Here is a 26655-nt window from a genome sequence, read left to right as displayed (position 1 = left end):
ATATAATCTAAATTGGAAAGTATGACCTCAAAATATAACGAACAAGCTTTAGAATCCCTTATTGAAAAGGCGCTTACAGGATCATCGTTGGAAGACCTGAGAGAGCAGGGAACCAATATTGCAGATGCCAATGATAAATATGGGCAATATCTCTCCGGGAAAGGATACTATCTAGGCGATGCACTTGATTTTGACAAGATCTATGCATTGGATACACACCGTTTCTGGAATTTTCTTCAGGTTACGCAGGCAAAGGAATTTGCCAAGTTACAAGTCTATGGTGACTGGAAACTAAAGATCTTGGAACGTTATGATCGTATGGTCAAGAAATACGGCGTATTGCGTGTGCTCAAGAAAGGACTGGATGTAGATAATGCACATTTCACACTTTTTTATGAAGCACCCAGTGCCAGTAGTGCGCAAGCTGTGCGGGATAATTTTGAGCACAATCAGTTTGCTGTAACCAGACAAGTTCGCTACTCCAATCTCAATCCAGGAGAGGAAATTGATATGGTCATCACAGTCAACGGTATGCCACTCTGTACGATTGAGCTAAAAAATACGTGGACGGGCCAGACAGCTGCGGTACAGGGAATATACCAGTATAAACATACACGTGATAGTAACCAACCTTTATTGCAATTCGGACGTTGTCTCGTACATTTTGCTGTTGATACGGACGAGGTGTATATGACAACCAAACTTCAAGGAAAAGATACCTTCTTCCTTCCATTCAACAAAGGCGATGATATGGGCAAGGGAAACCCTGTCAATCCCAATGGACACCGTACAGCCTATCTTTGGGAAGAAACATTTAGCAAAGAAAGCTGGGCAAGCATTATCCAGCATTTTATGCTGTTAGAGGGTAAAGATAGTGATCCGCTTAGTAAGAAATTCTACATCTTTCCGAGGTACCATCAGTTGGATGTGGTGCAGCGACTTATAGCTGATGTGCGTACAGAAGGAGTTGGCAGCACCTATTTGATACAACACTCTGCGGGGTCGGGTAAATCCAATTCCATTACGTGGACAGCCTTTCAGCTTATCGAAGTAGAAGATCAGCAAGGAACGCCGCTTTTCGATTCTGTTATTGTTGTTACGGATAGGAGGGTATTGGATAGACAATTGCGCGATAATATTAAAAGCTTTTCCGAAGTGAAAAATATTATTGGTGCAGCATTTTCTTCCAGTGATCTAAGACTAGCTCTCGAAAGCGGAAAGCGTATCGTTATTACCACCATTCAAAAATTCCCACATATCCTAGAGGACATCGATGACATGAGCGATAAACGCTTTGCCATTATTATCGATGAAGCGCATAGTAGCCAAGGGGGATCGGCAGCGGATAAGATGAACCAGGTTTTGGGTAAGTTGGATACGAACGAAGAGGGCGAGGTCGATGCACAGGATTTAATCCTGCGTGCGATGGAAGCTCGTAAGATGCGTCAAAATGCGTCCTATTTTGCTTTCACAGCAACACCTAAAAATGCTACGCTAGAGCGTTTCGGTACCAAACAAGCCGACGGATCTTTCAAACCGTTTCATCTCTATTCAATGAAGCAGGCGATAGAGGAAGGATTTATTTTAGATGTATTGGCTAATTATACCACTTTTCGCAGCTATTACCAATTACAAAAGTCCGTAGAGGATAATCCTGAGTTCAATACCGGAAAGGCACAGAAGCGTTTAAAAGCCTTTGTAGAGCGTGATCCCCGTACCATACAGGCCAAAGCAAGAATTATGCTTCAGCATTTTTTACAGCAGGTTTATTACAAAAAGTTGCTCAAAGGAAAAGCTAAAGCAATGGTGGTGACGCAAAGTATAGAATCGGCTATACGCTACTATCATGCATTAAAGCTTATACTTACTGAATACGACAATCTTTTTAAAATTGTTATTGCGTTTTCAGGCAAAAAGCTTGTGGATGGTATTGAGTATACCGAAGCATCTTTGAATGGATTTCCAGATTCAGAGACCAAAGACAAATTTGACGAGGATGACAATCGTATCCTTGTGGTCGCCAATAAATACCTTACGGGTTTTGATCAGCCCAAGCTGACCACAATGTATGTAGATAAGAAATTGCAGGGCGTATTATGTGTACAGGCACTTTCCAGACTTAACCGTTCAGCCAATAAATACGGAAAGAAAACAGAAAATCTTTTTGTATTAGATTTCTTCAATGATGGTGCTGATATCAAAGCCGCATTTGATCCATTTTATACGGCGACATCCCTGAGTGGTGCTACCGACGTCAATGTGCTGCATGATCTCAAAGATAGCCTTGATGATTCCGGTATTTACGAGTGGCATGAGGTTGAGATTTTCAATACCAAGTTTTTTCAAAGTGTACCGGCAGATCAATTGAGCCCTATTATTGACCAAGCTGCATTACGATTTAATAATACTCTGGATTTAAATGAAGAGCAAAAAGCGGATCTCAAGATCAAGGCTAAGCATTTTGTAAAAGTATATGGCCAAGTGGCTGCGGTGATCAGTTTTGAAAATATGTTTTGGGAAAAACTATTCTGGTTTTTAAAATTCCTTATTCCTAAGATGATCGTGAAGCGTAAAGAAGATGAATTGCTGGATGAGTTATTGGATGCGGTAGATTTGTCCACATACGGTATTGAACGTGTACGTTTGAATGAATCATTGTCGCTTGATAAGGATGAGAGCACGCTCGATCCTGCAAATTCCAATCCACGCGGTGCGCATGGTGATGATGATACCGATGCATTGGACAAGATTATTCGAGATTTCAATGATCGCTGGTTCGCCGATTGGGAAGCAACTCCAGAGGACAAGCGTCAGGTATACGAGACATTTACGCAGCGTATTGCAGATCATCCGGATTATCAACAGAAATACGTGGATAATCTCGATCCTTATACGCGTGAGCTAGCTTTTAAGAAGATATTTGATGATGTAGCTTTGTCTATGCGTAAGTTTCAAATGGAATTTGCTAAACGTCTAATGGATGATCAGTTTAAGCAGGAATTTAGGAGCAGTACTCAGAGGTATTTGGATAGATAGTTCAATATGAAGACTTTTGGAAAAACGATACGCTTGTTTTTAGTAGACGGCACAGCTAATGGGCTTATGACAGCAGAGCTGAGTAATTGGACAGGAATAGGCGTTAAGGTACCTCGTATCAAAATTAAAGAATATAGTAATCGCCCAGAATTTCAAAGACCAGGAGTATATATCTTAATTGGTAAGGGAGAGAACAATGAGGACGCAGCTTATATTGGTGAAGCAGAAATTATCGCTGAGAGATTAACCAACCATATCGCTCAAAAGGAGTTTTGGAACGAGGTAATATTTTTTGGTAGTAAAGATAAGTATCTCAATAAAGCTAGTGTAAAATATCTTGAAAATAGACTTTATGACTTAGCTTTGAAGGCGGGACGTTTTGTTCTTAATCAAAATATTCCTACGCGATCTGAATTGTCTGAGGCTGAACAAGCAGAGCTAGAAGAATTCCTAGCAAATATAAAAGTGCTCACAGCAACATTAGGGCATCGTATATTTGAAGACTTAGAAGAAACTGTAGATCGTAATGAAACACAGCAGCAGATTTTTTTCTGTAAAAATGGAGCCGGGGCTGAAAGCAAAGGTAGCCCATCCACGGAAGGTTTCATTGTTTACAAAGATTCTATTTTCATGATGTTAGAGCAGCCTTCATTATCTGAAGGAATCCGTATTGAACGGGGGCAAATGGTACATGATGGTATTTTAAAGATTGAAGGTGATTTTTATATATTAACTAAAGATTATGTATTCACTTCCTCATCAAGAGCTGCATGTGCGACACTGGCGAGATCGGCGAGTGGACCGCTGGAGTGGAAAACAGCAGAGGGAATCCAATTAAAGCATTATGAGCTATAAAGCGAATTACTCACAAATTTATTTTTTATGAAATACACTAAAACTAACCCTAACATTTCATACTCTCAATTCTATAATATGGTTCTCCCTGTTATTAACTTTAAAAGTTTGACTGGAAAAGAGTATGATGTGAAGTTATTAGACGCCGATGAAATGAAGTTTGTGAGAGTTTCAACAGGTGAAAAATGGTCTATGAATTTGAAAGGAGTGCATCAGGCATATTTGGAATTGACTGATTTTAAAACCGCAAATTTTAAGACATATGTTCCTCGCACACATTCGCCAGCATTAGGTCTCTTATTACACCTAGGATTGTTGAAAAAGTAAGTGATGAAAATTACCAATGAATTTGTCGGTAAGTTATTGTTGCTCTGGATCGTATTCTTCAACTTTTTAAAACTAGTTGTAATGTTTATTTGGAATGTTAGGAAGAATTACGAGCCTCGAACTAATATTTTGAACCAAGCGGGAAATTGTATTTTATATTCTACTATTTGGATGGCGATTTGGTTTTTTACTCCGATATCCAATCTTTTCAAAGAGAATTTGCCCGAATATCTGTTTAGTAAGGATCTGGACGACGGAAGTAATAGTACACTTGTTGTTGTTCTTACCTTATTAATGGTTCTACCGCTTGTTCTGCGGGGTAAGAAATTAGTAGAAAATAGATATGTTATTCCATTAAAATATCTATCTCCTTTTCTGGCTATTATATACTTATATTGGTATTATAGGCTATTCACAAACGACTTTTATTTTTACAGTATTTTTAAAGAGGAAACACAACGCTCTTTGAAGATATTAGATCTCCCAATTCTAGCTCTAGTAATTTTTATAATACTTGCGCTATTCTATTCTGTTTTTCAGCTGAAAGCTAAAGAAGCTAAAGATTCATTGATGATTGTTGATAGTCCATTGAGAGATCAAGAGAAGGACGAATATGACCGAAGCCAATTTTACAAGTCTCTTATTGAAACTCTTGGTACTTCTCAGGGAACGTTGGAAAGAGCATTAAGTATAGGATTAGTAAATAAATGGGGAGAAGGAAAAACATCATTTATAGGATTTTTAAAAAAAGAATTCTTAAAAGACGAGAATACTATATTTATTGAATTTGATCCTTGGTATTCTACTAACAGCAACAACTTGACTTTGGATTTCTTCCAAACCCTAGATGATGAGCTGTCGAAATATATTTACACCGGTTCTTTATTAAGGAAATATGCAAAAAGCTTAACTAACATAGACAGCCCATTAAACCCTCTTAAATATTTGCCAGCTCAATGGATTTCCGAAAAATCCAATGAGCAATATTTTCAGGATGTCAACTCTCTGCTTCGAAAATTAAATAAGCGTATAATAGTAGCGATAGATGATCTAGATCGATTAGATAATAAAGAGGTTTTTGCTGTTTTTCAAGTAATACGTAATTCGGCAAATTTCTCAGGAATGGTTTTTATTACTCCGTTTGATAAAGAATACGTACACTATTCTTTGGATAAACTTAATATATATAATCCACAGGATTATTTAAAGAAGATTTTTGATGTCGAAATTTCATTACCTCCAATTAATGAGCGCCAGTTGACTCGAGTATTTGATAGCATGTTTAAGCAAACCTTGGAAAAATTAAATAAAATAGATATTGAAAGTAAAAAGAAAATAATCGAGCAATTTGAAGAGATATTGTTGTCCAATAGGCCCACAATAGTTAGTACAGTGAAATATTCGATGATTGGCAGGACCATATTTAATTTATTTAGAAATAAAAGGGATCTGATAAGATTTGTAAACTCTTTAGTAGTGTCTTTAAGAGATTCGCATGATACGGTTTATCTGTTAGATGTCTTTATTTTAGAGCTTATAAAATATTTGGATATTGGTCTCTTTAGACAGTTATTTGAAACTAAAGCCTGGATTTCTATCAAAGAAGGATCAAATAATTTTTTGAAGATCTACGAGCTTAACCAAAACGAAGTGGATAAAATGATTATGGCAGTACACAATAAAAATTTACATGGAGTATTGAACCAGCTCCTAGGTGAATTGGTTGTTATGCCGCTTTCAAATGATTTTAATAGTGACTTCAGTTTCCATTATGCATCCAATTATTCAAATTATCACCAGTTTAATTATGAAGGCGTGAGTAGAAAAGATTTAAACGATTTATTTAACGGCTAATGAGAAAGGATATATTGATTAAATATAGAGATAATCATCAGGAATTGGATTTACTTGGTGCCTTAGAACAAAAGGGACTTATTCAATATGATAACGAATATAAGAAGCTAATAGAGATTCTTTGCGGAATGTTAAGCATTACGAATGATAATAATATCCCTATTCAACAGTTCCTTTTCAATTCTGTATATAAAGTATTAGATTTGATTCTACTTTCTGGAGAAAGTATAAAAGAGTTTGTTTCCATAATCTCGGATAGCATCCCTAATGATAACAGTAGTGTTAATGCATTTATATTTCGATTTATATTAAATATTAAGGATAATTCGGAGGGAATTGCTAAGAAAAATAACATAGATCTTTTGAAAAAGGAGCTTGAAGAAGTCAATATTAAGGCTCTTACAAATGCAATTGATGAAAGAAAGGATTATGATCTAATTATAGAACAATTTTACAATTGTGTTACTGATATGGAGGCTAACAGAAGAATTATTTTGCATCCTGATGCAATAGAGAAATTCCATAATTATATCGCGGAAAATCCGACTAATTATCTAAAATATTTTATAAGACCATATTATACTGGCCCAAATAAGCATAATATAGAATTTTATTTACATGTTGGCGAGCCTTTTTGTTCAAGGATATTTCCTAACGATAGTTTTACCGAATTTCTTGACACTATTGGTGATAAAATCGCTGATTCAAGTTTGTTGGAGGATATAAAAGAATTCTATAATAGGGCTATTTCTAAACAAAACGGAGAAGATGAGACAGTTATTTTATACAGTCCAAAATTCACACCTCAATATGAAATTGACCGCTTGCCCCTTACATCTAGTAACCATAAGCATGTAAGACCAATATGTCTTCCACCAGATTATAGTGAGGGTATACAATAAATATGGGGTTATACTATAACCCCATATTTATCTCCAAAAAACTCATCCAAATGAGCTTGATTTGTCTCCTCTAACAGAAATGAAATCTCCTCCTCAGACAAGTCACATACACCGAAATTGTTGATGTAGGTGCTATTCAAAGAATAATATTTATTGGAATAAGGTTTACTAGTAGACTCTATGTAGTACCAGAAGACTTTTGATTCCATAATCTTACGAGCGATTTCTACTTCCAGTTCGCTCTCTCCTATGAGCGCCAAACCGTTGTAAAACATTAAGTTTTCGTCATGGTCAACAAGAAAGGAGGGAGTAACATCAGAGAACTTTGGAAAGAACAATTTATGTCTCATTCTCTCTAATGACTGTGTCCGGCCATAAGCATACCAATTATCATAATCTTTTGCGCCACCCTTGTCTCGGTCTTCTAAAATGCTCCTTTTATGTTGTAGATAACGATACGCTTTAGGATAAAGATCTTGAATCTTTTCTTCTGGCATAATCGTGACTCGATTACCAATTTGTTCATAAGGGAAAATAACCTTTTCTTTCAAAGAATTTATATCCTTTATACGGCTCAATTTATTCGAATTAACGATCTCCTTACATATACCGCGTTCAATTTCGAACCGTTGTCCATTTTGTAAATAAAAGAAATTATCATCTTCATCAGCAGGTGAGAAGATATAGATGTCATTTTTAAGTGTTGCGATACCATGCCGCGTAGTGTATATATCTCCAAACGGTCGACCCGTATTCTCGATAGCAGTTACAGTTGCTGTATTTCTTAAGTTCCAGCCACTTCGGTTATTTAATGTGACATATGGTCGTGTATGATGTTCTCTGGGTTCATTCAGAGTCTCTTCGGTAATGCTCGCATAACGTATAGCGTCCGCTTGACGATTGTAAATAAAACAAATGCAGACATATGTATTCTTTGATTTGAAGATTTGTTCTGCACCAAAATCTTCGATTATAAAATCAAGTTGATGATCCGCGAAATATTGGCGCAATGCTCGTCCGTTTAAGCTTTTGAAAAAGCTATTCATAGTGATGAACCCTAATACACCGTTCGGTTGGAGGTTTTCGATTCCGATTTGAAAAAATGGTATATATAAATCAGTAAGACCAACTTGGGCTACTTCCCAATGTTGTAAATTGAGACGTGTCTGCTCGTCCATATTGCGGTAGCGAACATAAGGCGGGTTACCCAGCAGAATTGAGAATCCGATAAATCCAGGAACATTCTCAGCCCAGTTGAACGTAAGTGCATCGCCAACATAGAGGTTAAAATTAAAATATCCAGGATCTTCGCCTTCAGAAAGAGCCAAAAGGGTTAATAAAAGTTGAGCTCTTGTTGCTGAGTACTTTTGAATATCTAATCCGTATAGGTTCTCACTAAAAATCTGAGAATATGTTCTGCTTGTACGAGCTTTTAGCTCTCTAGCAGCTGTGTATAAGAAACTTGCACAACCGCAAGCGATGTCGCCAATAACAACTTCTTCTAAATTAGCCTGATTTTCAAATGTTTTGTTAACAATGTATTCACGTATGTTAATAGGTGTGTAGATAGCTCCATTAACTATGCGATCTGCTGGTGAAACAACATTTTCAAAAAGCTTAATAACTGTTTCTAATGAAATTTCACTAAATTGTTCTGCAAGTAATTCTTGGAATTCACCTAATAGCCTATATTCTTCTTCGAATGCTTCCGTAATAATATATTCATTTATAAATTGATTGTTTTCTGGAAGTGCTTCATTTGCATAAATATACGCGGATACAATTAATCGATCAGCATCATACGGATCGAGAAATGCCAAAAAAGCGAATATTTTTTTCATACGCGAAGTTAGCTAATATCTTGCAATTAGATTGTGATTTTTTGTTTCGTAATAATTGGGAGCCCTTCCCAATCAATTCAATAATTAAGTGTATTGAATTGCAATAAGTTATGTATTGGCTTTAACTAAAGTTAATTGCTTATATGAAAGTAGGGCAAATATTGTTAATAGTGAGGGGATCCCAGATTATATTTCCACCCTCAAAAGGTCTCCATTGGTTGGCCAAAGTATGAAAGTAAGGCTTCCAAATAGCTTCTTGATAGCTCTGTTGTAATTTTACAAATTCTCTTTCATCTTTTAAGCTTTCAAATGCGATAGGGTAAAAATTGGAAGTAAGAAATCCAATTCCTAAGATAAAATCAACCGGCTTATGCATTATTCTTGGTGTATCTATATAAAATAAATCTCCTAAATTTGGGGCACTTGACTTTGTAGGGTTAAAATTATATTGTAGATGATAAACAGGATGGGGTTCTTTGGTATTGACATTTCCAGTATGCTTATCAATATGAAATCCAAAATGATATGTTTTTTGCCCAACACCTTTTATCATAACGTTGTAAGCTAATTCAGTGAATGGGTCATGAAATGTATTCCAATCTTGAATTTTAGCACGTAACTTCATGTTTAAGATTACTTCTCCTTTAGTAATATCTTGTGGTTTAACGTGGTTTAAAGTGTCCAAAGGCATCCTAAAACCATCAATATCATAGCCCCATATATTCTGATCTCGATCACCATTTTTTAATGTAGGTATAAAATCGCTATTATTTAGTTGAGAAATAACGGTCTCCAAAGGTGTTGTATCACAATCTCCTAACTTATTGTCCAAGGTCTGGCGTAATATTCTCAAATCAGTAGCTCTAGCTCTTCTAAAAGCCATATTTCTTTCACTAACTGCCATGGATTATAGTTTGGTTTTAATATCGTTAATTCTTTCAATCTCGGAAAAATGTGGTTCAATTCCTTTTTTAGCACCTAATCTTTCTAAAACTGCATAGAGTGAAATGTATTTAGGCTCTTGCCATACTTTCAATTCGTGAGATAATTTTACTTTAAATCCTTCTAGAGGGTCTAAAGGGCATTTAGTTGCTTCACATATTGTCCAAAACTCTTTACTCGTATTAAATTTTATAGGCTCTGCCGCTACTATGCCATCGATACTAAAAAAGTCCTTTAATATAAGAACTCTTTCTTCAGCTTTTAGAAAGGAAAAGTTTTTTCCGGAAATTTCCTTTAATCTCTTATTTAACATATCTGCCCACCATCTATTCCAGCCCTCTGAAAACAAACCTTTAAACTTGCAATCTTCAAATTTTAACAATAGTTCTTTCCAATGAGCTCCACTAGCCTCAATATCTATGCCTAGTCTCGCTGCTAAAACAGTTTCTTTAATTAAAGGGTTAGTACAATGAAAAAGCGTTTTTACAGTGAAATGTGCAAAATCATACGGTACTATAATATCTTGATTATAAAATCGTTCAAATATCCTCTGGTCTAGATTTTTTAGATCTTCTCTTTGGAATATTTGATTTAGAGAAGTTGTATCAAAAGCTAATTCTTTATATCCTTCAGCTAATGCTTTTAGTTTTCTAGAAAATCTTTCATAATCTGGGTCTTCTGATTTTCTAAAAGTATAATCAAATAAATCATGGCTTGTTTTATCCGATTTATATGTTTCTTTTATTTTGGGTAAAGTAGAACATAGTACAATTGGGAAAGAAGGTATATCTTTCCTTGCACTTACTGCTCTTAATTCTGCACTTATTGAAATAGCACTATACTCCAACTGATTAGGACCTTCTCCGTCCAATCTTAGGTCGATTAATAATCCATTATATTTTTCATCTACTATTTTGCTGTTTATCAGGCTCTCCAATTCTGAAAAATTCATTCTTTTTTTTATTGAAAGCTGGTGAACTTCAACCAATCCTGTATCAGTAAAACCATTTATTAATGAAGAGACTGATTCATCATTTTCATCATCAACATAGATATATTTAGGTATTGACATAATTTATTTTTCTAATTTTTTGGTATTTCTATTCTTATTGTTGTATTATAACCTTCTAAAGGGGGGGAAACATATATTTCTCCGTTATAGAACTCAATTAAATCCTTTACTATTTTTAATCCTAAACCTGTTCCTGTCAGAGCTGTTGCATCGTCAGAAGTATGGTTAGAGGCAGTTGATGTTGTATAAAAAGCATTAAAAATATTCTCTTCGTTTTCTTTGCTAATTCCATCACCGTTATCTGAAAACTCTAAGAAAATCATGTTGTCATCCTTGCCACATTTTATAAAAATCTTACCATCAGATTTCGCTCTTTTGATTGCTTTTTTTGAGTTTGTATATAAGTTAAATAATATTGACGCCCATTCTGATGGGTGCATAGGAACAGTAAATAAGTCATATCCTTCATATTTGGTCGGTAACATATTTATTGATGCTCTCCTCAAATCATTTGAAATAACTGTTTCAAAATTTCTAACCACATCTCTCAGTTCTATAGGTTCTAATTCTCTATGTACATTTCTAGAAATTGTTTTATCGAAATATGAAGTATAGGCACTAAATGATTTTACATTTGTTTCTAACAATTCAGTTCTTTCATATACTTCTTTATAATCTTTGACTGCATTTTTAAGAAAACGTATATCCGCATCAAAGCCTGGTAAAAAACGTTGAACTTCGTGTACAAATTCTCCAATTACTAATCCTAGTCCCGCCAAAATTCGAAGCATATTAACTTCATCAATTAGTTCTTGATTTTTTGCTTTTTCTTCTTCTCTTGCTTGTTTTATTTTTTCAAATATATCTTCAGCTTTTTTCTTTTTATCTTGTTGATCTGATGAATTTTGACCTGTGCTATTTGTATTCCCAGAAGGCGTTATTAATTCTTTTATTTCATTAATAGCATTATCAACCTTTTCTGAAGGATTCTCCTTTTCTTTTTTATACCCTTTTTGCGAAGCTGTAACTTTTCTACCTCTTAAGGCTTGTACTTTCATAACAGCACTAGTCAGAGAGCGATAAACAAAACTGACCAATTCATTCAAATATTCATTCTCGATTAACCCCTCTCTACTTGAGGTTTCTTCAAAATTATCAGATTTATCAATGAGCTCTACAAATCCAAAGAAATTCCTATTTGTATGTTGAGCTAAAATTATATTTCTGTTATTCGATTTATCCAAGCCTAACCAGTCATCAAACGATTCACCATAAGGCAGGACGCGAAAACCATTGCGATATAGTCTAATTCCCCCTTTTTCAAAAAGTAATTCTCGGATGAATGTCATAGTTCCTGGTGCAAATAAAGAGGAATCAAAAACATAGTAATAAGCTTTAAAATGTAGTCCTTTTATTAGATTGAATGGAGTATTTGCATCATCTTTATCTTTGTCATTATTACCTATTAAATACACTTCTTGAGGAAAACTTAATTTATTACTCTTTAATGCCCAACATCCTTGCCCATCATCTAAGACATATCCCTCAATTTCAGCTAAAGCGTGCTGAAAAATTGCCTTTTCTTCATCAACAATTGCAACTAAATCCCCTTTGTCACTTCTGTAATAATTACTTTTGAATCCTTCATCAATTGATATTTCTTTTTCTTCTTCTTTCTTTTTTGAAAGAGGGAATGGTTGTAATAATTCAGAAGTATAGCGATAAACTCGTTTTATCATAGCATCAGACCATCCTTCTCGAAGACCTTCTATGATTAGTTTAGTTCCACTATCTTTAATTTTTTTTACAGATTCAATTGAATTGGAAATGGCCAATAGGTCTTTGTCAATTGAAAAATCATCCCAATTTATTTCAACTCTTAATGCTTCTCGCGATTGTGCTGTTTGAGTAATAATTATTAGTCTATTTCCTAGACGCTGAGTCGCAAATCTACCAATCCCTTTTTTACCAGCTTTTTGACGTTTGTATTTTTCGGACACTGGATTATGAATTTTATCAGAAGAAGACAATCTCATAAAACCGTTCACTAATTGTTCGCGATTCATTCCATTCCCATTATCGTCAATTGTTAAAACTCCACCTTCCTTCCAAGCGTTCTCAAAAATTAAATCAACTTCCGTGGCATCGGCATCGTATGCATTTTTTATAAGTTCGGATACAGCTGTTTCTTGCTTTCCAACGAGTTCTTTTCCTAATCTATTAATGATACCAGCATCCACGGAAAACCTCACCGCGGATTCATCTAGACTAGCAATTTTATTGGATAACGTAATTATCATATTGTTATCAGAATTCTCTTTTAAAAGCTCTTCTGACAATCTCTTTTTTAATTCTGATAATGTGGTTTCTTCCTCCATTATGTTAGCTTATTTATTTGAATCTTGAAAGTATTTAATCTCGTTATTTGTTTGCAAGGTAGAAAATATTTCAATATCGGTAGTAGTAGAAAAGTTCGATTAGATAATCAGTTTGCTGTCAATTGATCAATTTTATTTATTTCTCACCCTTAATTTCTACCATTGATGATTTCTTCTCGGACCACTTGTTATAAATATGGAACCATCTCCACATTTTTCAATTGAGGATTTTAGAAATGTTTCTTTTACTTGTTTTAAGCTGTCATTTAATAGGGTAGAGCATCGTATTTCATTGCCATCAATTTGCTCAATCACCCATTTTACTGATGGGTTTGACTTGTGGTAGATTTCATCTCCAATGTTAAAGTTCTCCATACTTCTTATCTATTTAATAAATGCGAATATTTTCTATGCTTCTGGCAGGAATATTTAGTTTTAGTTCCTTTTTTAGTTCTTCCGAGCTACTTTGTAAAAATACCAATTCTCCACTGCGTTGTTTCTTCATTATATCTTTACTTCCCCTAATTTCGATAAGATTTTTTATAATACTAAATCGAGAAGAATCACTATGATAAACTATGATTATTTTGCCTTTTGAGTGTTTTTTTTCAAGTGCTTCAATTCGATCGAACACTTCATTTATATAAATTGCATCAGATTTATCTAGAGAATGCCCCCAAAAAAAGAATTGATATAATTTATCTCTTCCCTCTATTTCATTAATAAATTTAAGATCAATGCCAAAATTTAATTTCTGAAAGTATTTGGTAAATGGAATCAAATTTGGGCCATCAATGGAGATATTTTCCCATTCATTTATACCTAAGATAATGTTATTAGCTTCTAATTCCCCATGAAGGAAACAGGTACCTGGCTTGTTTGATACTAATTTAGAAAAAGTTGGGGTATAATTAAAAGTAAAATGATGGGTTATCTTTTGCAGTAATATTCTCCTTTCGTCTGATTTCAATAAATCATATAATGGTATTACTATTTCTCTTAAATATTCCTGAAATATATTTCTGAAAGTATTTAAATCATTTAATATAGATGAAAACAAAATGTCATTTTCAAAATCAACATGGAATTCATCGATGGATCTCAAAAAAATAGGATTTAATTGAGGAACCATAAAACTATTATTCAAGAATATTTTAAAGTCTAATAGGGTCAGATAGATTTCATAGTTTTCCTTATGAAAGTTTTCTTTATAGTAGATAATATCTGATTTGAAATATCTCCCGTTTTTTAGAAACGTTTCAGTTTTAATTTCATTAAGACTTGATTGAATAATTGATAATGCTTTTTCTATATATTTTTCGAAATCGATCCACGTATTAATAGTGAATATTCTAGATAGATAGTTAAACCACGTACTGTCTTGTAACCGTTTTTGGAAACTTTCAAAATCCTGAAAAGATGAATTAGGTACACTATCTGAAATTTTTAAGATAGAAATATCCTCTCGAAAATCATTCCAATCAAATTTGGAACTTTCCTTCAATTTCTTGCAGATTTTTATAAAATCAGAATATCCTGTTGGTAAACCAAAACTCAAATCGAAACCGTTTCCCGTAATTAAAATTTTAGGCATAAATTCTTAAATCTCATAAGACAATTTATATAGCACAATGAACTTTGAATTATTCTCTTCGGAAGAAAAACTGTTTAAAATTTATAGGCTGTATGTCTTTTTAAAAATAGCTTCTTCTAAGATAGATAGACTTTTTTTGGAAAACAAATCTTATTCGTTAAAACAAATAAATTGCCTTTCTACTGTGTTCGACTTTCTCACCATTAACGTTGGTGGTTAACCCACATAACTTATTTTCCGTCTCGCACCCGGTTTCTTCTGATATCCTCCACATACTAGGTCGTTGAGCACTCCATCTCGGCATTGTCTAAGCATTTCTCGAAAATTGAACCCCGGTTTAGGTCCTTTTGTATTTGTTAGAATACCAACATCAGATAAAGCTTCCGTACATTCATCTGCTGTTAGAAATCGTAGATTATTCTTCTTCATGTAAAGTTGAAGAAAATCTGATACATCTGGTACTTATTGTTCTGTACAAACAAATTCCATAGTTATTCAGTATTTTATTAATGGCTGCTTTTATTACAATGCGAAAACAAACCTTCCATTCTCATCTTTCTTGCTCGTCAACTTAGGAGTTCCTTTTGTTCCATTACAGGCTTTTAAAGCATTTGCAAGAAATAATGGACGTACTGCACCATCGAATTCTTTCTCACAATCTTTGAGAATCTGTAAGGCGTTTTTAGGATCGCTGAAATATTCTGAGGAGATTTGATTTAATACCCAATCTTTAACTGATTGCTCCTTGATTATACTTGGGGATTCTAGTAATAAATCTTTTGGTTCAGCAAATAAGATATCTATAAATTCTATTCTGCCATCTTTGAGGATTTTTTCAGCTTTATGAACAGCCAAGTCAGATTCACTCTTTGCTACAGATATTTGGATGGTAAATTCTGAGTTAGTGATATCAGGCACTATTTGCTCAATACTACAATCGAAAATCTCACGGAATATATTATTAAATGGTATGGAGTAAATTAAGGTATGAGTGGGATCTTCAGCGTCACGAACATAAAAGTCACGTTGTCCCATGAGGAAAGAAAGTTCGAATTGATTATAACCTCTTTTCTTTCTCAAAAGAAGTATATTGAGCATTTTCTCGACCTCTATTCGGGGCATGGCATTAATGTTAATTATTTCAAATTTAAGATCAACTTGCATAAAATTGGCCATTTCTTTGACCACAAAGATACTAATCCTTTTTGTGCTTACCGATAAGGATGTATGTATTTAGGTCGCCTTTAAGAGCTACTTTGAGTCTTTTACTTTTGCCTTTTACAGCGCGCTCTAGTGGACGAGTAAAGTCTTTTGCTTCCCAGTTTTGATTTTGGACTTTATTAGCTTTAATTATAATTTCATTTAGGGTCTTTGCATTTTTGAAAAAAGTTTGATCTTCTATTAATGCATTTAGGGTAGGTGCTGGACCTACGCCAGGTGGAATAGGAGGAATTTCTTTGAGGACTTTATCGTTGGATAAAATCTCTTTCGGATAGAAATCATAAATAGTATATTCCGTTTTAATAACTGTGCTATCGCCTGAATCTTTAAGTTCCTGTTGTCTCAATTTGGCAATTTCAGAAAAGTATATAGCAATTTCGCTCAAAACCTCATCATTGTATTTTGAATTGTTCGCAGCGCTTTCCATGTGTCCGATATATTTTTCATTTTTTTCAAGATGTTCAGAAATATCTTCGCCAGAAATTCCTAATTCAAATCGAATATTTCTAACAGCAATAATAATATAAAGTTCAATTGGAAATAGATACCACGTGTTTTTATTCATAGATAAATTAAGGAATAGAAATATTTTATGCTTTGTGCTGTAAATAATTTGAATTTTATAAATCACTTTAGTATCTTTGTTTAAGTAAAATATTAGATCGGTCATCTATAGTTTAGGTGTTTAAATCAAAGAGTCTTGTGCCTGTATTTTCTGACGCCACACCGCAAGACAGCAGATTAAACACCCATGTCTATACTTTTATGCTATATTTGCATAACAGATAGATGTGGGTACTGCTGTAAATCCGTGGTGTGTAAGGCGTCAGAAACTTTATTTCAGGTACGGTGTGCAGTCCCACATTTATCATTAGGCGACCTACCGACAAGACTCGTTACCAATAAACGAGTTATGAACAAAAAACAACAATCAAAGAACATCATCACTGCCCCCGAGTAGCTCGGCTGGTGTGGCCAAATAGGATTTGGCTTCTCTTTGCCATGGACCGCGTAACGCCAATATTATACACCTGTGTGACCCCTCATTCAAACGCGCTCTGGCTCCCAGAATGAAATAATTATTACTAATGTGAACTGAGTAACATCAGGCTCCCAATAAAAAGCTGATTTCGATCGGAGAGGGGATGCTATGTACTTTCGGTTACGGATTTACAGACTGAAAAATGAACAGGATTTTAGCGCTACAATTTGCTTTTGATCGAATGATTTATGATGTCCATAAGATCGATTATGATCCTATAAAGGATATTGAAGCATTCTGGAATCATTATGCCTTAGACGCTATTTCTGCTAATATACTCCAGTTATTGAGCACATATCTTGATGGTGGTGCAGGAGAGAATAGGCTCCTAAAAGATAAGGAAATGCAAGAATTTGCAACCGCATTGTATCGGGTGTTGATAGCTTATTGTATCGTCAATCATCGCAATATAGATCTGAGTACAGTACAGCTGTCTGCAGAAGCAAAAGAGCGCATCGGAAAAGAGCTAGAGTTGAGCAGAAAAGTCGCTGAGTTTTTCGGTCGGTTATCGAAGTAACCACTAACAAAAAAATGATGAATACCCTAAAATTAATATCCTTTTTAAAGGCTTATATAACCTATATATTTCAAGTACCTGTTAAGCACTACTTAAGCACAGATATAGTACTAGTTACGCAAAAATTGCGTAAGAAAATTAGACAAGGAAAAACGTACTTTAAAGGTACTTCGATCCAGCTTAAAAAGCGCTGTAAGAATAGCGCTCAGAACCTTCCAAAAAAAGCAGATTCTTCGGGCAGCCTTCGGCTTTTGTTTGAGTGTCCTTCGACACTGCTCCGTACCAGCGTCGCCTCATCTTCGGGAATGCTTCGACTGTTGGTCGACTGCGCTTCGGGTAGGAGTCGAAGCGTACTCGAAGTCCTGCCGAAGCCGAGCCGAAACGCTCCCGAGCCTGTCTCGAACATGTCCCGAAGAAGTCTCGAAGCTGAGCCAGAGGCAAGTCGACGAGCGGGAGAGGCATTACCTTCTTCGGACTTTTGCCTGAACAACTTCGCCCCAACTTCTGCCTTTCATGCTATCGGCATCGAGTTTTCATCGGGATCTCATCGGGCTACACCGATCAAAACCCGATGCGGACTCCATGAAAAACCGATGAAATCTAAAAATTCGGCAGGAATTGCTCAAAAGATGGTCGACTATAGCTTGGCACAAGAAAAACACAAGCTTGACTATAGCGCGACCCTAGGTTCACCCTTGCTAAGCCCTTGTTATACACAAGGACAACTAAACGATTGCACAAGCCCCATACAACAAAAGCAAGCTTTTCAGCAGGTGCCAGATTTTAGATTGACATATGGAGTAGAACCTGAACGATCTGTTTTAAGGTTCTTTAAGTCGATCTGTAAGGTTTTTGTGTCTCGAATCAATACTTTACTTGGCTCCATAGATCTAGTTGTTCAGCGGGCTTTAAAATGCTTTTTATTCGTTGCAGATTATAAGCGTGCGTATCGCATGGTTTTGGCATGCTTGTTTTTATGTTTAGTTTCTATGTTTAGTTTATCGGCTCAGACGCCCCGCAAGGACAGCGGGGCAAATGGGCCATCTCCGATCAAAGCTTTAAGCATTGGCGACAAGATTCCTCAGTCATTATGGGATACTCCGCTTGAAGTGGTCAACCATCCAACTGGTCAGAAAACAATAAAGTTCAGCGAATACCGAGATAAAAAGCTGATCATATTGGATTTTTGGGCGGTATGGTGCGCAAGCTGTGTGGAGAGTCTAGGAAAAATCCAGCACAAACTGAACTACGATCAGTCGGATATCGTATTTATCCCTGTTACGTTGAATACCGATACGGTTGTTACAAAATTTCAACATTCAAATAAGGTTGCAGGAGAATGGCAGTTTCCCCTCGTTGTTGGTGATAAATTATTGAAACAGTTTTTTCAACATTCGTCCATATCACACTTCGTTTGGTTGTCGAACGATGGTACTGTGTTGGCTTTTACCTCATCGGAATATATTACAGATAGCCAATTGCAGAAAGGTCTGAAAGGTGATTTTGCTGATGTAAAAATGAAAATAGATCAGGTTGATTTTGATCCGAAGAAACCGCTATTGATCCCTGAACTCGCTGACTTAAAAGCGCGCTATACAGGTTTTCGAACATTGCTAGCGGGTGCGGCACCTACAAGTGGGATGCAGAATTTGGATAGTCTGGGATTGAAGCGCCGCTATTTTGTAAATGCTAGCCTGAGAAGTCTCTGTATGGATGCTATGAGCGATATCCAAGGAATCCAGCTTGCCAAAAAGAAAATTGTCTACGAGGTCATCGATCGAAATAGATATTTTAATAAAGATCAGGTCAATGCTGATGTCTATAACCAGCAATATGGCTTATGCTATGAGGCTGTATTACCTGCTGAGACTACAAAAGCTGCTTTTCGGGAGACGCTTAAAAATGATCTTTGGCAACATTTTAAGATCAGACTGACCATAGAAGAACGACCGATTCCAGTAATTGCCTTGTACGGTAATAGCCGTAAATCTCATGTCTCAATAGGTGAAACTATAGCATTGAAAACACTGGTCGATAAGCTTAATGTTCGGGATAATGATATTCCGTATCTCATCTGCCCCGCTGATCTGCAAAACATGCCTGTGTCGAGTAATTTAAAAGATTGTACTTCTGCCAAGTTGCTGATCGAACGGCTGGCTCAATGGGGTATCAAGGCTGATGAGCGTAAGGAAAATCTTGCGGTATTGGTTATCAAAGAAAGGAGGGGAGCATGATGCGAGTTTTATTGATTCTTTTCATGCTGTCTTTCTCGGGACAGCTATTATTGGCTCAGTCTCTGGTATTGACTGTACGGGATAGCACAGATCAAAAGCCCATCAAAGGGGTATTGGTCCGATTAGATGATGTGCTCCTTCCGAGGGCTACGGACGATCGAGGGGAAATTGTGCTTAAGCCTTTGAAAAATAAGGCTCTGCTCAGTTTTAGGATGATGGGCTACCAGCGTAAAGAACTTGATGTGCTAGCCGGAAAACTGCCTGCAGTAGTCTACCTGAGTAGGACCAGCCATACCTTAGCAGAGGTAACGGTAAACACGGGTTATCAGGTGCTCTCGCGTGAACGCTCTGCTGGTTCTTTTGAGCTGGTAGATTCGGCACTGTTTAATCGATCGGTGGGTATGAATGTGCTTTCTCGACTGGAGAATACCACATCGGGACTGCTTTTTGATACGCGTACCGATCAGCCAAAACTACAGATCAGGGGGCTAAGTACGCTATTTTCGGATGCGAATCCACTGATTATTCTGGATGATTTTCCTTTTGAAGGGAATATCGAGTCCATCAATCCCAATGATATTGCCAATGTATCGATCTTAAAGGATGCGACGGCAACCTCAATATGGGGTGCGCGCGCTGGAAATGGCGTTATCGTTATCACAAGCAAACGTGGAAGCAGCAATAAAGCTAGGCACATCAGCTACCGCAATAATTTCTCATGGAGCGCAAAACCCAATTTAATGGCTTACCCCGAAATGTCAAGTGCAGATTATATAGGCTTCCAGCGTGTACTCTATGATCAAGGATATTACGAGAGCGGTATAAATGACAAAACTTTATATCCGGTATTGGGTGAGGCGGTGGAGATCTGGCAGGGAGTTAAGGAAGGGCGTATGGACGCTGCTGAAGGCGATCGACTGGTAGATCTGTTGAAAACTAGGGACGTGCGACAGGATATCAGCCGCTATCTGTACCGCCCGACATTCTTGCAGCAGCATTTTGTTTCCATAGATGGTGGTGCGGCCAGCAATAGTTACCTGTTTTCAGTCGGTTATGATAAAAATAATACAGATCTAGTAGGGCAATACAATGACCGGCTGACCTTAAATCTCCGAAACAACATCGATCTGACAAAGCAGATCAAATTGGAAAGTGACTTTTACTATGCACATGAGGGCGGTACACAAAGTGGCCTCGGCGGCTATGCTACCGGTTATCGTTTAGGTCGCGACCGGGTTGCCCTATTTCCATATACGCGTTTAGTTGACGAAAGTGGGAACCGACTGCCTGTGGAAAGAGATTTTAGGCATTCTTTTGTGGATACAGTGGGTAATGGAGCACTATTGGACTGGAATTATTTCCCTTTGCAGGATCGGGATGCGGTACAGGTAACCTCGGCCATGAATACCCTGCGGTTTAACATAGGGGCAAAAGCACAGCTGTTCAGCTTCCTGCGTGCAAGTCTCAAATATCAATTTGGACAGTCTTTTGGTCGAAATGATGACTATATGGGACCGGATAGTTACTATGCGCGCAACCTGATCAATTTGATGACTACAGTCAAAAATGGGACACCAGCTTATGCGGTACCGATGGGCGGAATCCTGGACTACAGCAACAGTAGGCTGGCATCGCACTCTTTTCGGATGCAAACGGATCTGAATCTCAAAATCGGGGATTTGGGACTGTTGAATGGACTCGTTGGAGCCGAATTGCGCCACAGTAAACAGAAGAGCGAGGGAAATCGGTTATACGGATATGTGGACGATTTGATTAGTTCAGCACCTGTTAATACAATCGATTATCTCCCCACTTACAATGGGATGTATGGACTGCAAAGGATTCCGGGCGGGGTATCGCTCTCGGAAAGCACCACCCGTTTTATCTCTTACTATGGTAATGTTGGCTATTCCTACGATGGGCGTATCAACTTCAATGCAAGTATGCGCAAGGATGAATCCAACCTGTTTGGTGTGGAGACAAATAAACGTGGGGTGCCGTTGTGGTCGGTAGGTGCTTCGTGGAATATTGCACGTGAAGATTTTTGGCGATCAAAGATTTTCACTAGCCTGAATCTGCGCGCCACTTATGGTACGAGTGGTAACATCCCCAATGGCATGTCTGCGTATACCATTATCAGCAACAGTTCGGCTTCCTCAAATTCGGTCGTTAAAATACCTTATGCCAATATTGTATCCCCTCGCAATCCTTACTTACGCTGGGAGAAGGTGGCGATGGCCAATTTTGCGCTGGATTTTGGTTTGCTAGATGATCGGATCAGGGGAACGGTAGAATACTACCGTAAAAAGGTGGTAGATATGGTCAGCTCGCAGACAGTAGATCCGACGAAAGGGTTTTCGTCTGTAATGGTCAATAGCGCGCATATGACGGGACAGGGATTAGACTTGAATTTGATCGGAAAGGTTTTTAAAGGTAGCTGGAACTGGACTGTCAACATGCAGACAGGCTACGCTAAAAATACCTTGACAAAATATTTGTTGAATAGTCAAAGTCCGGCTTACCTCTATGTGGGAAGTGGTACCAATGTGCTGCCTTATGAAGGTGAGATGCCTTATATGCTCCTGAGCTACCGCTTCAATGGGCTGGATCCGGCAACAGGTGATCCCATAGGCGAGTTGGATGGCGCTCCTAGCGAAAATTATAAGGATATCCGTCAGAAGACGGCTTTGGACCAGCTGGTTTTCCATGGCTCGCCAGTACCGCTGTGGCATGGTGCCTTTAGGAATACGCTTTCGTACAGACAGCTGACTTTGTCGGCCAATATAGCGTTTAAAGCGGCTTATTATTTTCGGCGAAATACCATCTCTTACGGTGACTTATTGAAAAATAATGTAGGCCATACTGACTATGCGTTGCGCTGGCAACAGGCTGGTGATGAATTGTATACGACCGTTCCTTCTTTTGTGTATCCGATCGATGAAGATCGGGATAATTTCTATAGTATGTCGACAGCGACCGTAGAAAATGGATCCCATATTCGTTTAAATGATATCAAGATTTCTTATGCCTTCAAAGGAAATGTATTTGGAAGTAAAATCATCCGTGGTATGGACCTTTACTGTTATGCAGATCGCCTAAACTGGGTGCTTTGGCGTAAAAATAGGCGTGGTATCGACCCTGAATATCCGGACGGATTTAAACTGCCGATGCAGATTTCCTTTGGTTTAAACATACAATTATAATATGAAAAAGATACATCTCTATTTTGGACTAGCGCTGTACTGGAGTCTACTATGTATGGTCTCCTGCACGAAGTTTTTGGATGAAAAATCGAATAAGGCACTTTCTGTCCCAAAGACAATTAATGATCTGCAGGCATTGCTAGATGCCTACGGAAACATAAACAGTGTCTATTCATCGACAGGTGAAGAGGCTTCGGACAATTACTTTTTGAGCGCCAAAAACTGGCAGGGTATTGCCAATCAGGATACACGTAATAGGTACATATGGCAGGAGCAGGGAAAGCTTAATGCCGATTGGATATCTCCATATAAGGTCGTATTTATCTGCAACACGGTTCTCGAAGAACTGGAAGTGCTGGGAAAAGAAAAAAGTGAACAGGACTATCAGCGTATCAAAGGCTCGGGGTTATTTTTTAGATCCTTTGCTTTGTATGAACTGGCAAGTCTCTTTGCACCGGTGTATGCTGCTGAAAATATGGAGAAGCTGAGTATTCCCATTCGAGTGTCTACAACAATTGAGGAGGATACTCCGCGAGGTACAGTGGGGCAAACTTATGAGCAGATTTTGAACGATCTGAAAACTGCTGCCGAACTATTGCCCGAGCATACGGCTTATATCAACAGGCCGACTAAGCGTACAGCTTATGCGCTTTTAGCCCGTATTTATTTGGCTATGTCGGATTATGCAAATGCGTTGAAAGCAAGTACGCAGGCACTTTCTTATGGTAAAGAGTTAGTGGACTATAATAGTATCAACCTCACTGCCGCAGCGCCTTTTAACACAACAAATGCAGAGATTATCTGGATGGCAGGAGGTAATACAGTCAGTGCGTTATTGGCTCCGGCGCGTAGTCGGGTAGATTCGCTCCTGTACAGCGGTTATGCCGATCAAGACCTACGCAAAAAAGCGTTCTTTACCAAAAATGCAGATGGTTATTATACGTTTAAGGGCACCTACGATGGCCGTGTACAGGGCTTCCTGTTTAAAGGCTTGACCGTGGATGAGCTATACCTAATACAAGCCGAAACACAAGTGAGGGTGGGAGAGGTGCAGGAAGGATTAAAAAGTTTGGCAGTCCTGCTGAGCAATCGCTATGTTAAAGGTACCTATCAGCCGGATTTAACGATCGAGCATGAGCAGGCATTGAAATTGGTGCTCGAAGAAAGGAGAAAGGAATTGCTGTTTCGGGGACTTCGCTGGACAGACCTAAGACGTTTCAATCTGGAGAAAGAGACCGCCATGATACTACAACGGAAATTGGATCAGGAAGTGTACAGGTTTGCACCTGATGATCTGAAATATGTGTTTCTGATACCTGATAATGTTATAGCCATCGCTGGGTTTCCGCAGAACCCACGATAAAAAAGGAAATCCATCTAGATCTGCTTGGTAAGCATTTCTGGATGGATTCAAAACTGAATTTAATTTAACGTATGAAAGAAACAAAAAAATTAGTCATGCAATTTAATCTCCGTTGTCGGTGCGGAGTTTGCCAAGGCATTGCTAATGTCTTGTTTAAATTGATTACTAAATGTAGCGGGCTGTGTTGATGATCCAGGCAATGCACGTACCGCACACATTTCCTCTGTGCCTGGACATAGCGTGTTAGCTTCACCGTCATCTGCCGGTTGCGGTTGAATAAGGGTATAATTGCTTGCATCGGTCGGATCTCCGCTGCCGTCATACTGATACCATTGTGGATCAACAACTGTTGATTTCTCAGTTATCGTATTTTTCTTCATCACTGCAACTGCCGCATACGTACCGATTGCGAGCATTGCCAAGATTAAAGTGAAGAGTGATGCCTTCACTGCGAATTTATTTTTCATCATAATCGTATGTTTTTGATTATGATACTAAGGTAGACTCGTCAGCAAGGAATTACTATAGCATTAATTCTTATTGTGCAAACATTAATTCCTAACTGTTGAGTTTCTTTTCCTATTTCTGCTGTTTTTATTCCAAGATTGGATTATTTTTATTCTGATTGTACCACCTGAGCGTGATACCCAGAAATTGAGCGATCTGTAGATCGGTGAGTTTAAATCGAATGTCAGCATAGCGATGATGAAACCAACGTATCAATTCTCTGCTGTTTTTTAATCTAAACAAATTTTCCTGCTGCTGGTAATATTTGAGCTCTTGCAGGAGCAGATAATGGAAAAAGGCGGTTAGCTCTGTCGCTTGTAAGAGATGTTCAACAGGGATCTCGATGATATTGCCGCCTTCTGGGAAGATAATATTCATTTCGCTACGCTGGAAAGCAAGCAAACTGTCAGTCTTTAAAATAATCTGATCTTCTTGCCAGATACGGGATAGTCGCAATTCCCTGTCAATATGCTCATAACCCAAAGCATAACCGGTATGGATAAAACAGATATGCTTGGCAATACCACCGCGCTCGAGATAGATCTCCTTGGGACTGCAATATTTGATAGTGACCAGCTGGCGCAAGATATTCTCCTGACTGTCAGTGAGCCTTCTGTAGGATTCTAAATGCTTGATAAGCTTTTGATATGATCCGCTATGTTCCATTAATTTTACTTTTGTTGTTGACTACAGACTGTCTCCAGCTGTAGGGCCGCGCGGCCTCGATCGCTTAGAATATAAAATTGATCAAACTCCTGCTCTTCCATCAGCGCGTGAAAATCGATCGTATCGATGCGGTAGAACGCCGAGATCCATCCGATTTCCAAGGCAAGTTCAAGTCGCTCTCGCCAAAGTGTGATGTTAAAAAAAGCGGCATCATGTGCTAAGCCATCCTGCGAACGATTGTTTTGAGCACCGAGACAAAGCAAGAGCAATTCTAGCAAGGCGTAGTCATCAATCCGCTCGAGCCAAAGTTGCCGATTTTTACCGTGAAGCTGTTGTCGCAGGAGCGAAAGGTCGTAGCGTTGGAGGATGCTTAGAACAGGGTATCGAGCAAAAGGCTTCAGGGATTTATGGATCAAATCTTGTAGATTAACAATAATAGTGCTGAGCAGATGATACGGTATTTTCTTATAGTTCTGATTATGGGTATTGGCAATTTTTAGTTTTGCCAGGAAAATTTCAGGCTCATCATTCGCCTTGCTGTTGTTGCAGCTATGACAGCTGAATACAATTTGTCTCGATTCGGGGTGTTTGGAAGCAGGGCGTACATGATCGCGGGTGATCTGACGGCTGGGATCTTGCCGTGAGATGTCCAATGCTGTATTGCAGTAATAGCAAGTCAGACTTGTATTCATCTGCGATGCGTTCGGTTGGATAGAAAGGGGGCTGGATACAGCCTGGTACTTCAATTGCGGTTTTTCAGAGTCCGTTCTCTTGAGCACAGTAAGATTCCGTCCGTTGAGATCAGGCTCCAGCTGGTCCAGGATGTAAAGAATATTGCTGATGATAGTCTGGATATGCGATACAGCAATATATTTAAACTCCTGTATTTTGTCAAAGCTGGCTTGCAGTATTTCGATAAACTCTTCGGGTTCAAGCCGTGATTTGGCTCTTTGGCAGGTATGGCATACGACAACCCTGATCTTATTGCCTCTTAGTTTCGTCGATGGACGAAATAGGTCGTTGCACCGCTGGAGGTTGGTCCAGTTGTTATGGTCACTCAAGTGGCGTTCGCAATAGAAACACTGTTCTATCGAGGAACTATAAAAAGAATGTGCATAAGTTATTCTTAGTTTTCTCATCATTTATTTTTTAGGGTAACTG

The 26655-nt window shown here is 37.8% G+C and carries 20 protein-coding genes; 9 read left to right on the top strand and 11 right to left on the bottom strand.

The genetic code is table 11. The features are described 5' to 3' along the window. The first annotated feature begins 21 nt into the window (after positions 1–21). From B4N43_RS23825 to B4N43_RS23805, 5 genes are read left to right on the top strand one after another with little or no spacing between them, the layout of a single operon-like run. Positions 22–3036: a type I restriction endonuclease subunit R gene (locus B4N43_RS23825; RefSeq protein WP_286736656.1), complete on the top strand. Its 3015-nt coding sequence runs from the start codon at positions 22–24 to the stop codon at positions 3034–3036. A 6-nt stretch (positions 3037–3042) separates the two neighbouring features. Then, a complete protein-coding gene (locus B4N43_RS23820) occupies positions 3043–3891 on the top strand; it encodes a GIY-YIG nuclease family protein (RefSeq protein ID WP_286736655.1) in 849 nt (282 codons plus the stop codon). Positions 3892–3918: 27 nt separating this feature from the next. After that, positions 3919–4218, top strand: coding sequence for a hypothetical protein (locus tag B4N43_RS23815; RefSeq protein WP_286736654.1), 300 nt, complete (start codon positions 3919–3921; stop codon positions 4216–4218). Positions 4219–4221: 3 nt separating this feature from the next. Continuing rightward, complete coding sequence (locus B4N43_RS23810) at positions 4222–6072, top strand: KAP family P-loop NTPase fold protein (protein ID WP_286736652.1); 1851 nt, start codon at positions 4222–4224, stop codon at positions 6070–6072. Next, the gene (locus B4N43_RS23805; RefSeq protein ID WP_286736650.1) at positions 6072–6974 is read left to right on the top strand and encodes a hypothetical protein; all 903 of its coding nucleotides are present in this window, start codon (positions 6072–6074) and stop codon (positions 6972–6974) included. Before B4N43_RS23810 ends, B4N43_RS23805 begins: the two co-directional genes overlap by 1 nt. A gap of 8 nt (positions 6975–6982) precedes the next feature. On the opposite strand, the gene B4N43_RS23800 is transcribed toward B4N43_RS23805, so the two are convergent. From B4N43_RS23800 to B4N43_RS23765, 8 genes are all read right to left on the bottom strand, one after another. Beyond that, on the bottom strand, positions 6983–8815 hold the full coding sequence (locus B4N43_RS23800) for an Eco57I restriction-modification methylase domain-containing protein (RefSeq protein WP_286736649.1): 1833 nt from the start codon (positions 8813–8815) through the stop codon (positions 6983–6985). A gap of 139 nt (positions 8816–8954) precedes the next feature. Then, on the bottom strand, positions 8955–9719 hold the full coding sequence (locus B4N43_RS23795) for a hypothetical protein (RefSeq protein WP_286736647.1): 765 nt from the start codon (positions 9717–9719) through the stop codon (positions 8955–8957). Between the two features lie 3 nt (positions 9720–9722). Continuing rightward, on the bottom strand, positions 9723–10829 hold the full coding sequence (locus B4N43_RS23790) for a hypothetical protein (protein ID WP_286736646.1): 1107 nt from the start codon (positions 10827–10829) through the stop codon (positions 9723–9725). 11 nt (positions 10830–10840) lie between these two features. Next, positions 10841–13147, bottom strand: a complete 2307-nt coding sequence (locus B4N43_RS23785) for a sensor histidine kinase (RefSeq protein ID WP_286736645.1) — start codon at positions 13145–13147, stop codon at positions 10841–10843. Between the two features lie 388 nt (positions 13148–13535). Beyond that, positions 13536–14741 carry an AbiH family protein gene (locus B4N43_RS23780; protein ID WP_286736643.1) on the bottom strand — a complete coding sequence of 402 codons (1206 nt, stop codon included), beginning with the start codon at positions 14739–14741 and terminating at the stop codon, positions 13536–13538. Positions 14742–14957: 216 nt separating this feature from the next. After that, positions 14958–15170 (bottom strand): hypothetical protein, encoded by a 213-nt coding sequence (locus tag B4N43_RS23775; RefSeq protein ID WP_286736641.1) that lies wholly within the window; start codon positions 15168–15170, stop codon positions 14958–14960. A 93-nt stretch (positions 15171–15263) separates the two neighbouring features. Beyond that, positions 15264–15905, bottom strand: coding sequence for a hypothetical protein (locus B4N43_RS23770; protein ID WP_286736638.1), 642 nt, complete (start codon positions 15903–15905; stop codon positions 15264–15266). Positions 15906–15936: 31 nt separating this feature from the next. After that, entirely contained in the window at positions 15937–16632 is a 696-nt protein-coding gene (locus B4N43_RS23765; protein WP_286736636.1) for a hypothetical protein, read from the bottom strand. Between the two features lie 514 nt (positions 16633–17146). On the opposite strand from B4N43_RS23765, the gene B4N43_RS23760 reads away from it, so the two are divergent. From B4N43_RS23760 to B4N43_RS23745, 4 genes are all read left to right on the top strand, one after another. Then, positions 17147–17521 carry a hypothetical protein gene (locus B4N43_RS23760; RefSeq protein WP_286736635.1) on the top strand — a complete coding sequence of 125 codons (375 nt, stop codon included), beginning with the start codon at positions 17147–17149 and terminating at the stop codon, positions 17519–17521. Positions 17522–17646: 125 nt separating this feature from the next. Continuing rightward, positions 17647–19755 (top strand): TlpA family protein disulfide reductase, encoded by a 2109-nt coding sequence (locus tag B4N43_RS23755; RefSeq protein ID WP_286736634.1) that lies wholly within the window; start codon positions 17647–17649, stop codon positions 19753–19755. Continuing rightward, positions 19752–22958: a SusC/RagA family TonB-linked outer membrane protein gene (locus tag B4N43_RS23750; RefSeq protein WP_286736633.1), complete on the top strand. Its 3207-nt coding sequence runs from the start codon at positions 19752–19754 to the stop codon at positions 22956–22958. Before B4N43_RS23755 ends, B4N43_RS23750 begins: the two co-directional genes overlap by 4 nt. Position 22959: 1 nt before the next feature. Beyond that, positions 22960–24321 (top strand): RagB/SusD family nutrient uptake outer membrane protein, encoded by a 1362-nt coding sequence (locus B4N43_RS23745; protein ID WP_286736632.1) that lies wholly within the window; start codon positions 22960–22962, stop codon positions 24319–24321. A gap of 89 nt (positions 24322–24410) precedes the next feature. Here B4N43_RS23745 and B4N43_RS23740 read toward each other — a convergent pair whose 3' ends face one another. The 3 genes from B4N43_RS23740 to B4N43_RS23730 form a co-directional block, all read right to left on the bottom strand. Further along, positions 24411–24791 carry a hypothetical protein gene (locus B4N43_RS23740; RefSeq protein WP_286736631.1) on the bottom strand — a complete coding sequence of 127 codons (381 nt, stop codon included), beginning with the start codon at positions 24789–24791 and terminating at the stop codon, positions 24411–24413. A 124-nt stretch (positions 24792–24915) separates the two neighbouring features. Then, positions 24916–25494: a hypothetical protein gene (locus tag B4N43_RS23735; protein WP_286736630.1), complete on the bottom strand. Its 579-nt coding sequence runs from the start codon at positions 25492–25494 to the stop codon at positions 24916–24918. Between the two features lie 5 nt (positions 25495–25499). Next, the gene (locus B4N43_RS23730) at positions 25500–26636 is read right to left on the bottom strand and encodes a hypothetical protein (protein ID WP_286736629.1); all 1137 of its coding nucleotides are present in this window, start codon (positions 26634–26636) and stop codon (positions 25500–25502) included. Between the last annotated feature and the right edge of the window lie 19 nt (positions 26637–26655).

Origin of the sequence: Sphingobacterium sp. UBA1897 (assembly GCF_002337775.1) — a bacterium.
Lineage (GTDB): Bacteria > Bacteroidota > Bacteroidia > Sphingobacteriales > Sphingobacteriaceae > Sphingobacterium > Sphingobacterium siyangense.
The sequence above is the reverse complement of the archived record's forward strand: the minus strand, read 5'-3'. Positions and strand labels throughout refer to the sequence as shown.

Bases quoted from the DNA above. Each gene is read 5' to 3' on its own strand.
- B4N43_RS23825 (WP_286736656.1), top strand. From the start codon at position 22: ATGACCTCAAAATATAACGAACAAGCTTTAGAATCCCTTATTGAAAAG.
- B4N43_RS23820 (WP_286736655.1), top strand. From the start codon at position 3,043: ATGAAGACTTTTGGAAAAACGATACGCTTGTTTTTAGTAGACGGCACA.
- B4N43_RS23815 (WP_286736654.1), top strand. From the start codon at position 3,919: ATGAAATACACTAAAACTAACCCTAACATTTCATACTCTCAATTCTAT.
- B4N43_RS23810 (WP_286736652.1), top strand. From the start codon at position 4,222: ATGAAAATTACCAATGAATTTGTCGGTAAGTTATTGTTGCTCTGGATC.
- B4N43_RS23805 (WP_286736650.1), top strand. From the start codon at position 6,072: ATGAGAAAGGATATATTGATTAAATATAGAGATAATCATCAGGAATTG.
- B4N43_RS23800 (WP_286736649.1), bottom strand. From the start codon at position 8,815: ATGAAAAAAATATTCGCTTTTTTGGCATTTCTCGATCCGTATGATGCT.
- B4N43_RS23795 (WP_286736647.1), bottom strand. From the start codon at position 9,719: ATGGCAGTTAGTGAAAGAAATATGGCTTTTAGAAGAGCTAGAGCTACT.
- B4N43_RS23790 (WP_286736646.1), bottom strand. From the start codon at position 10,829: ATGTCAATACCTAAATATATCTATGTTGATGATGAAAATGATGAATCA.
- B4N43_RS23785 (WP_286736645.1), bottom strand. From the start codon at position 13,147: ATGGAGGAAGAAACCACATTATCAGAATTAAAAAAGAGATTGTCAGAA.
- B4N43_RS23780 (WP_286736643.1), bottom strand. From the start codon at position 14,741: ATGCCTAAAATTTTAATTACGGGAAACGGTTTCGATTTGAGTTTTGGT.
- B4N43_RS23775 (WP_286736641.1), bottom strand. From the start codon at position 15,170: ATGAAGAAGAATAATCTACGATTTCTAACAGCAGATGAATGTACGGAA.
- B4N43_RS23770 (WP_286736638.1), bottom strand. From the start codon at position 15,905: ATGCAAGTTGATCTTAAATTTGAAATAATTAACATTAATGCCATGCCC.
- B4N43_RS23765 (WP_286736636.1), bottom strand. From the start codon at position 16,632: ATGACCGATCTAATATTTTACTTAAACAAAGATACTAAAGTGATTTAT.
- B4N43_RS23760 (WP_286736635.1), top strand. From the start codon at position 17,147: ATGAACAGGATTTTAGCGCTACAATTTGCTTTTGATCGAATGATTTAT.
- B4N43_RS23750 (WP_286736633.1), top strand. From the start codon at position 19,752: ATGATGCGAGTTTTATTGATTCTTTTCATGCTGTCTTTCTCGGGACAG.
- B4N43_RS23745 (WP_286736632.1), top strand. From the start codon at position 22,960: ATGAAAAAGATACATCTCTATTTTGGACTAGCGCTGTACTGGAGTCTA.
- B4N43_RS23740 (WP_286736631.1), bottom strand. From the start codon at position 24,791: ATGATGAAAAATAAATTCGCAGTGAAGGCATCACTCTTCACTTTAATC.
- B4N43_RS23735 (WP_286736630.1), bottom strand. From the start codon at position 25,494: ATGGAACATAGCGGATCATATCAAAAGCTTATCAAGCATTTAGAATCC.
- B4N43_RS23730 (WP_286736629.1), bottom strand. From the start codon at position 26,636: ATGATGAGAAAACTAAGAATAACTTATGCACATTCTTTTTATAGTTCC.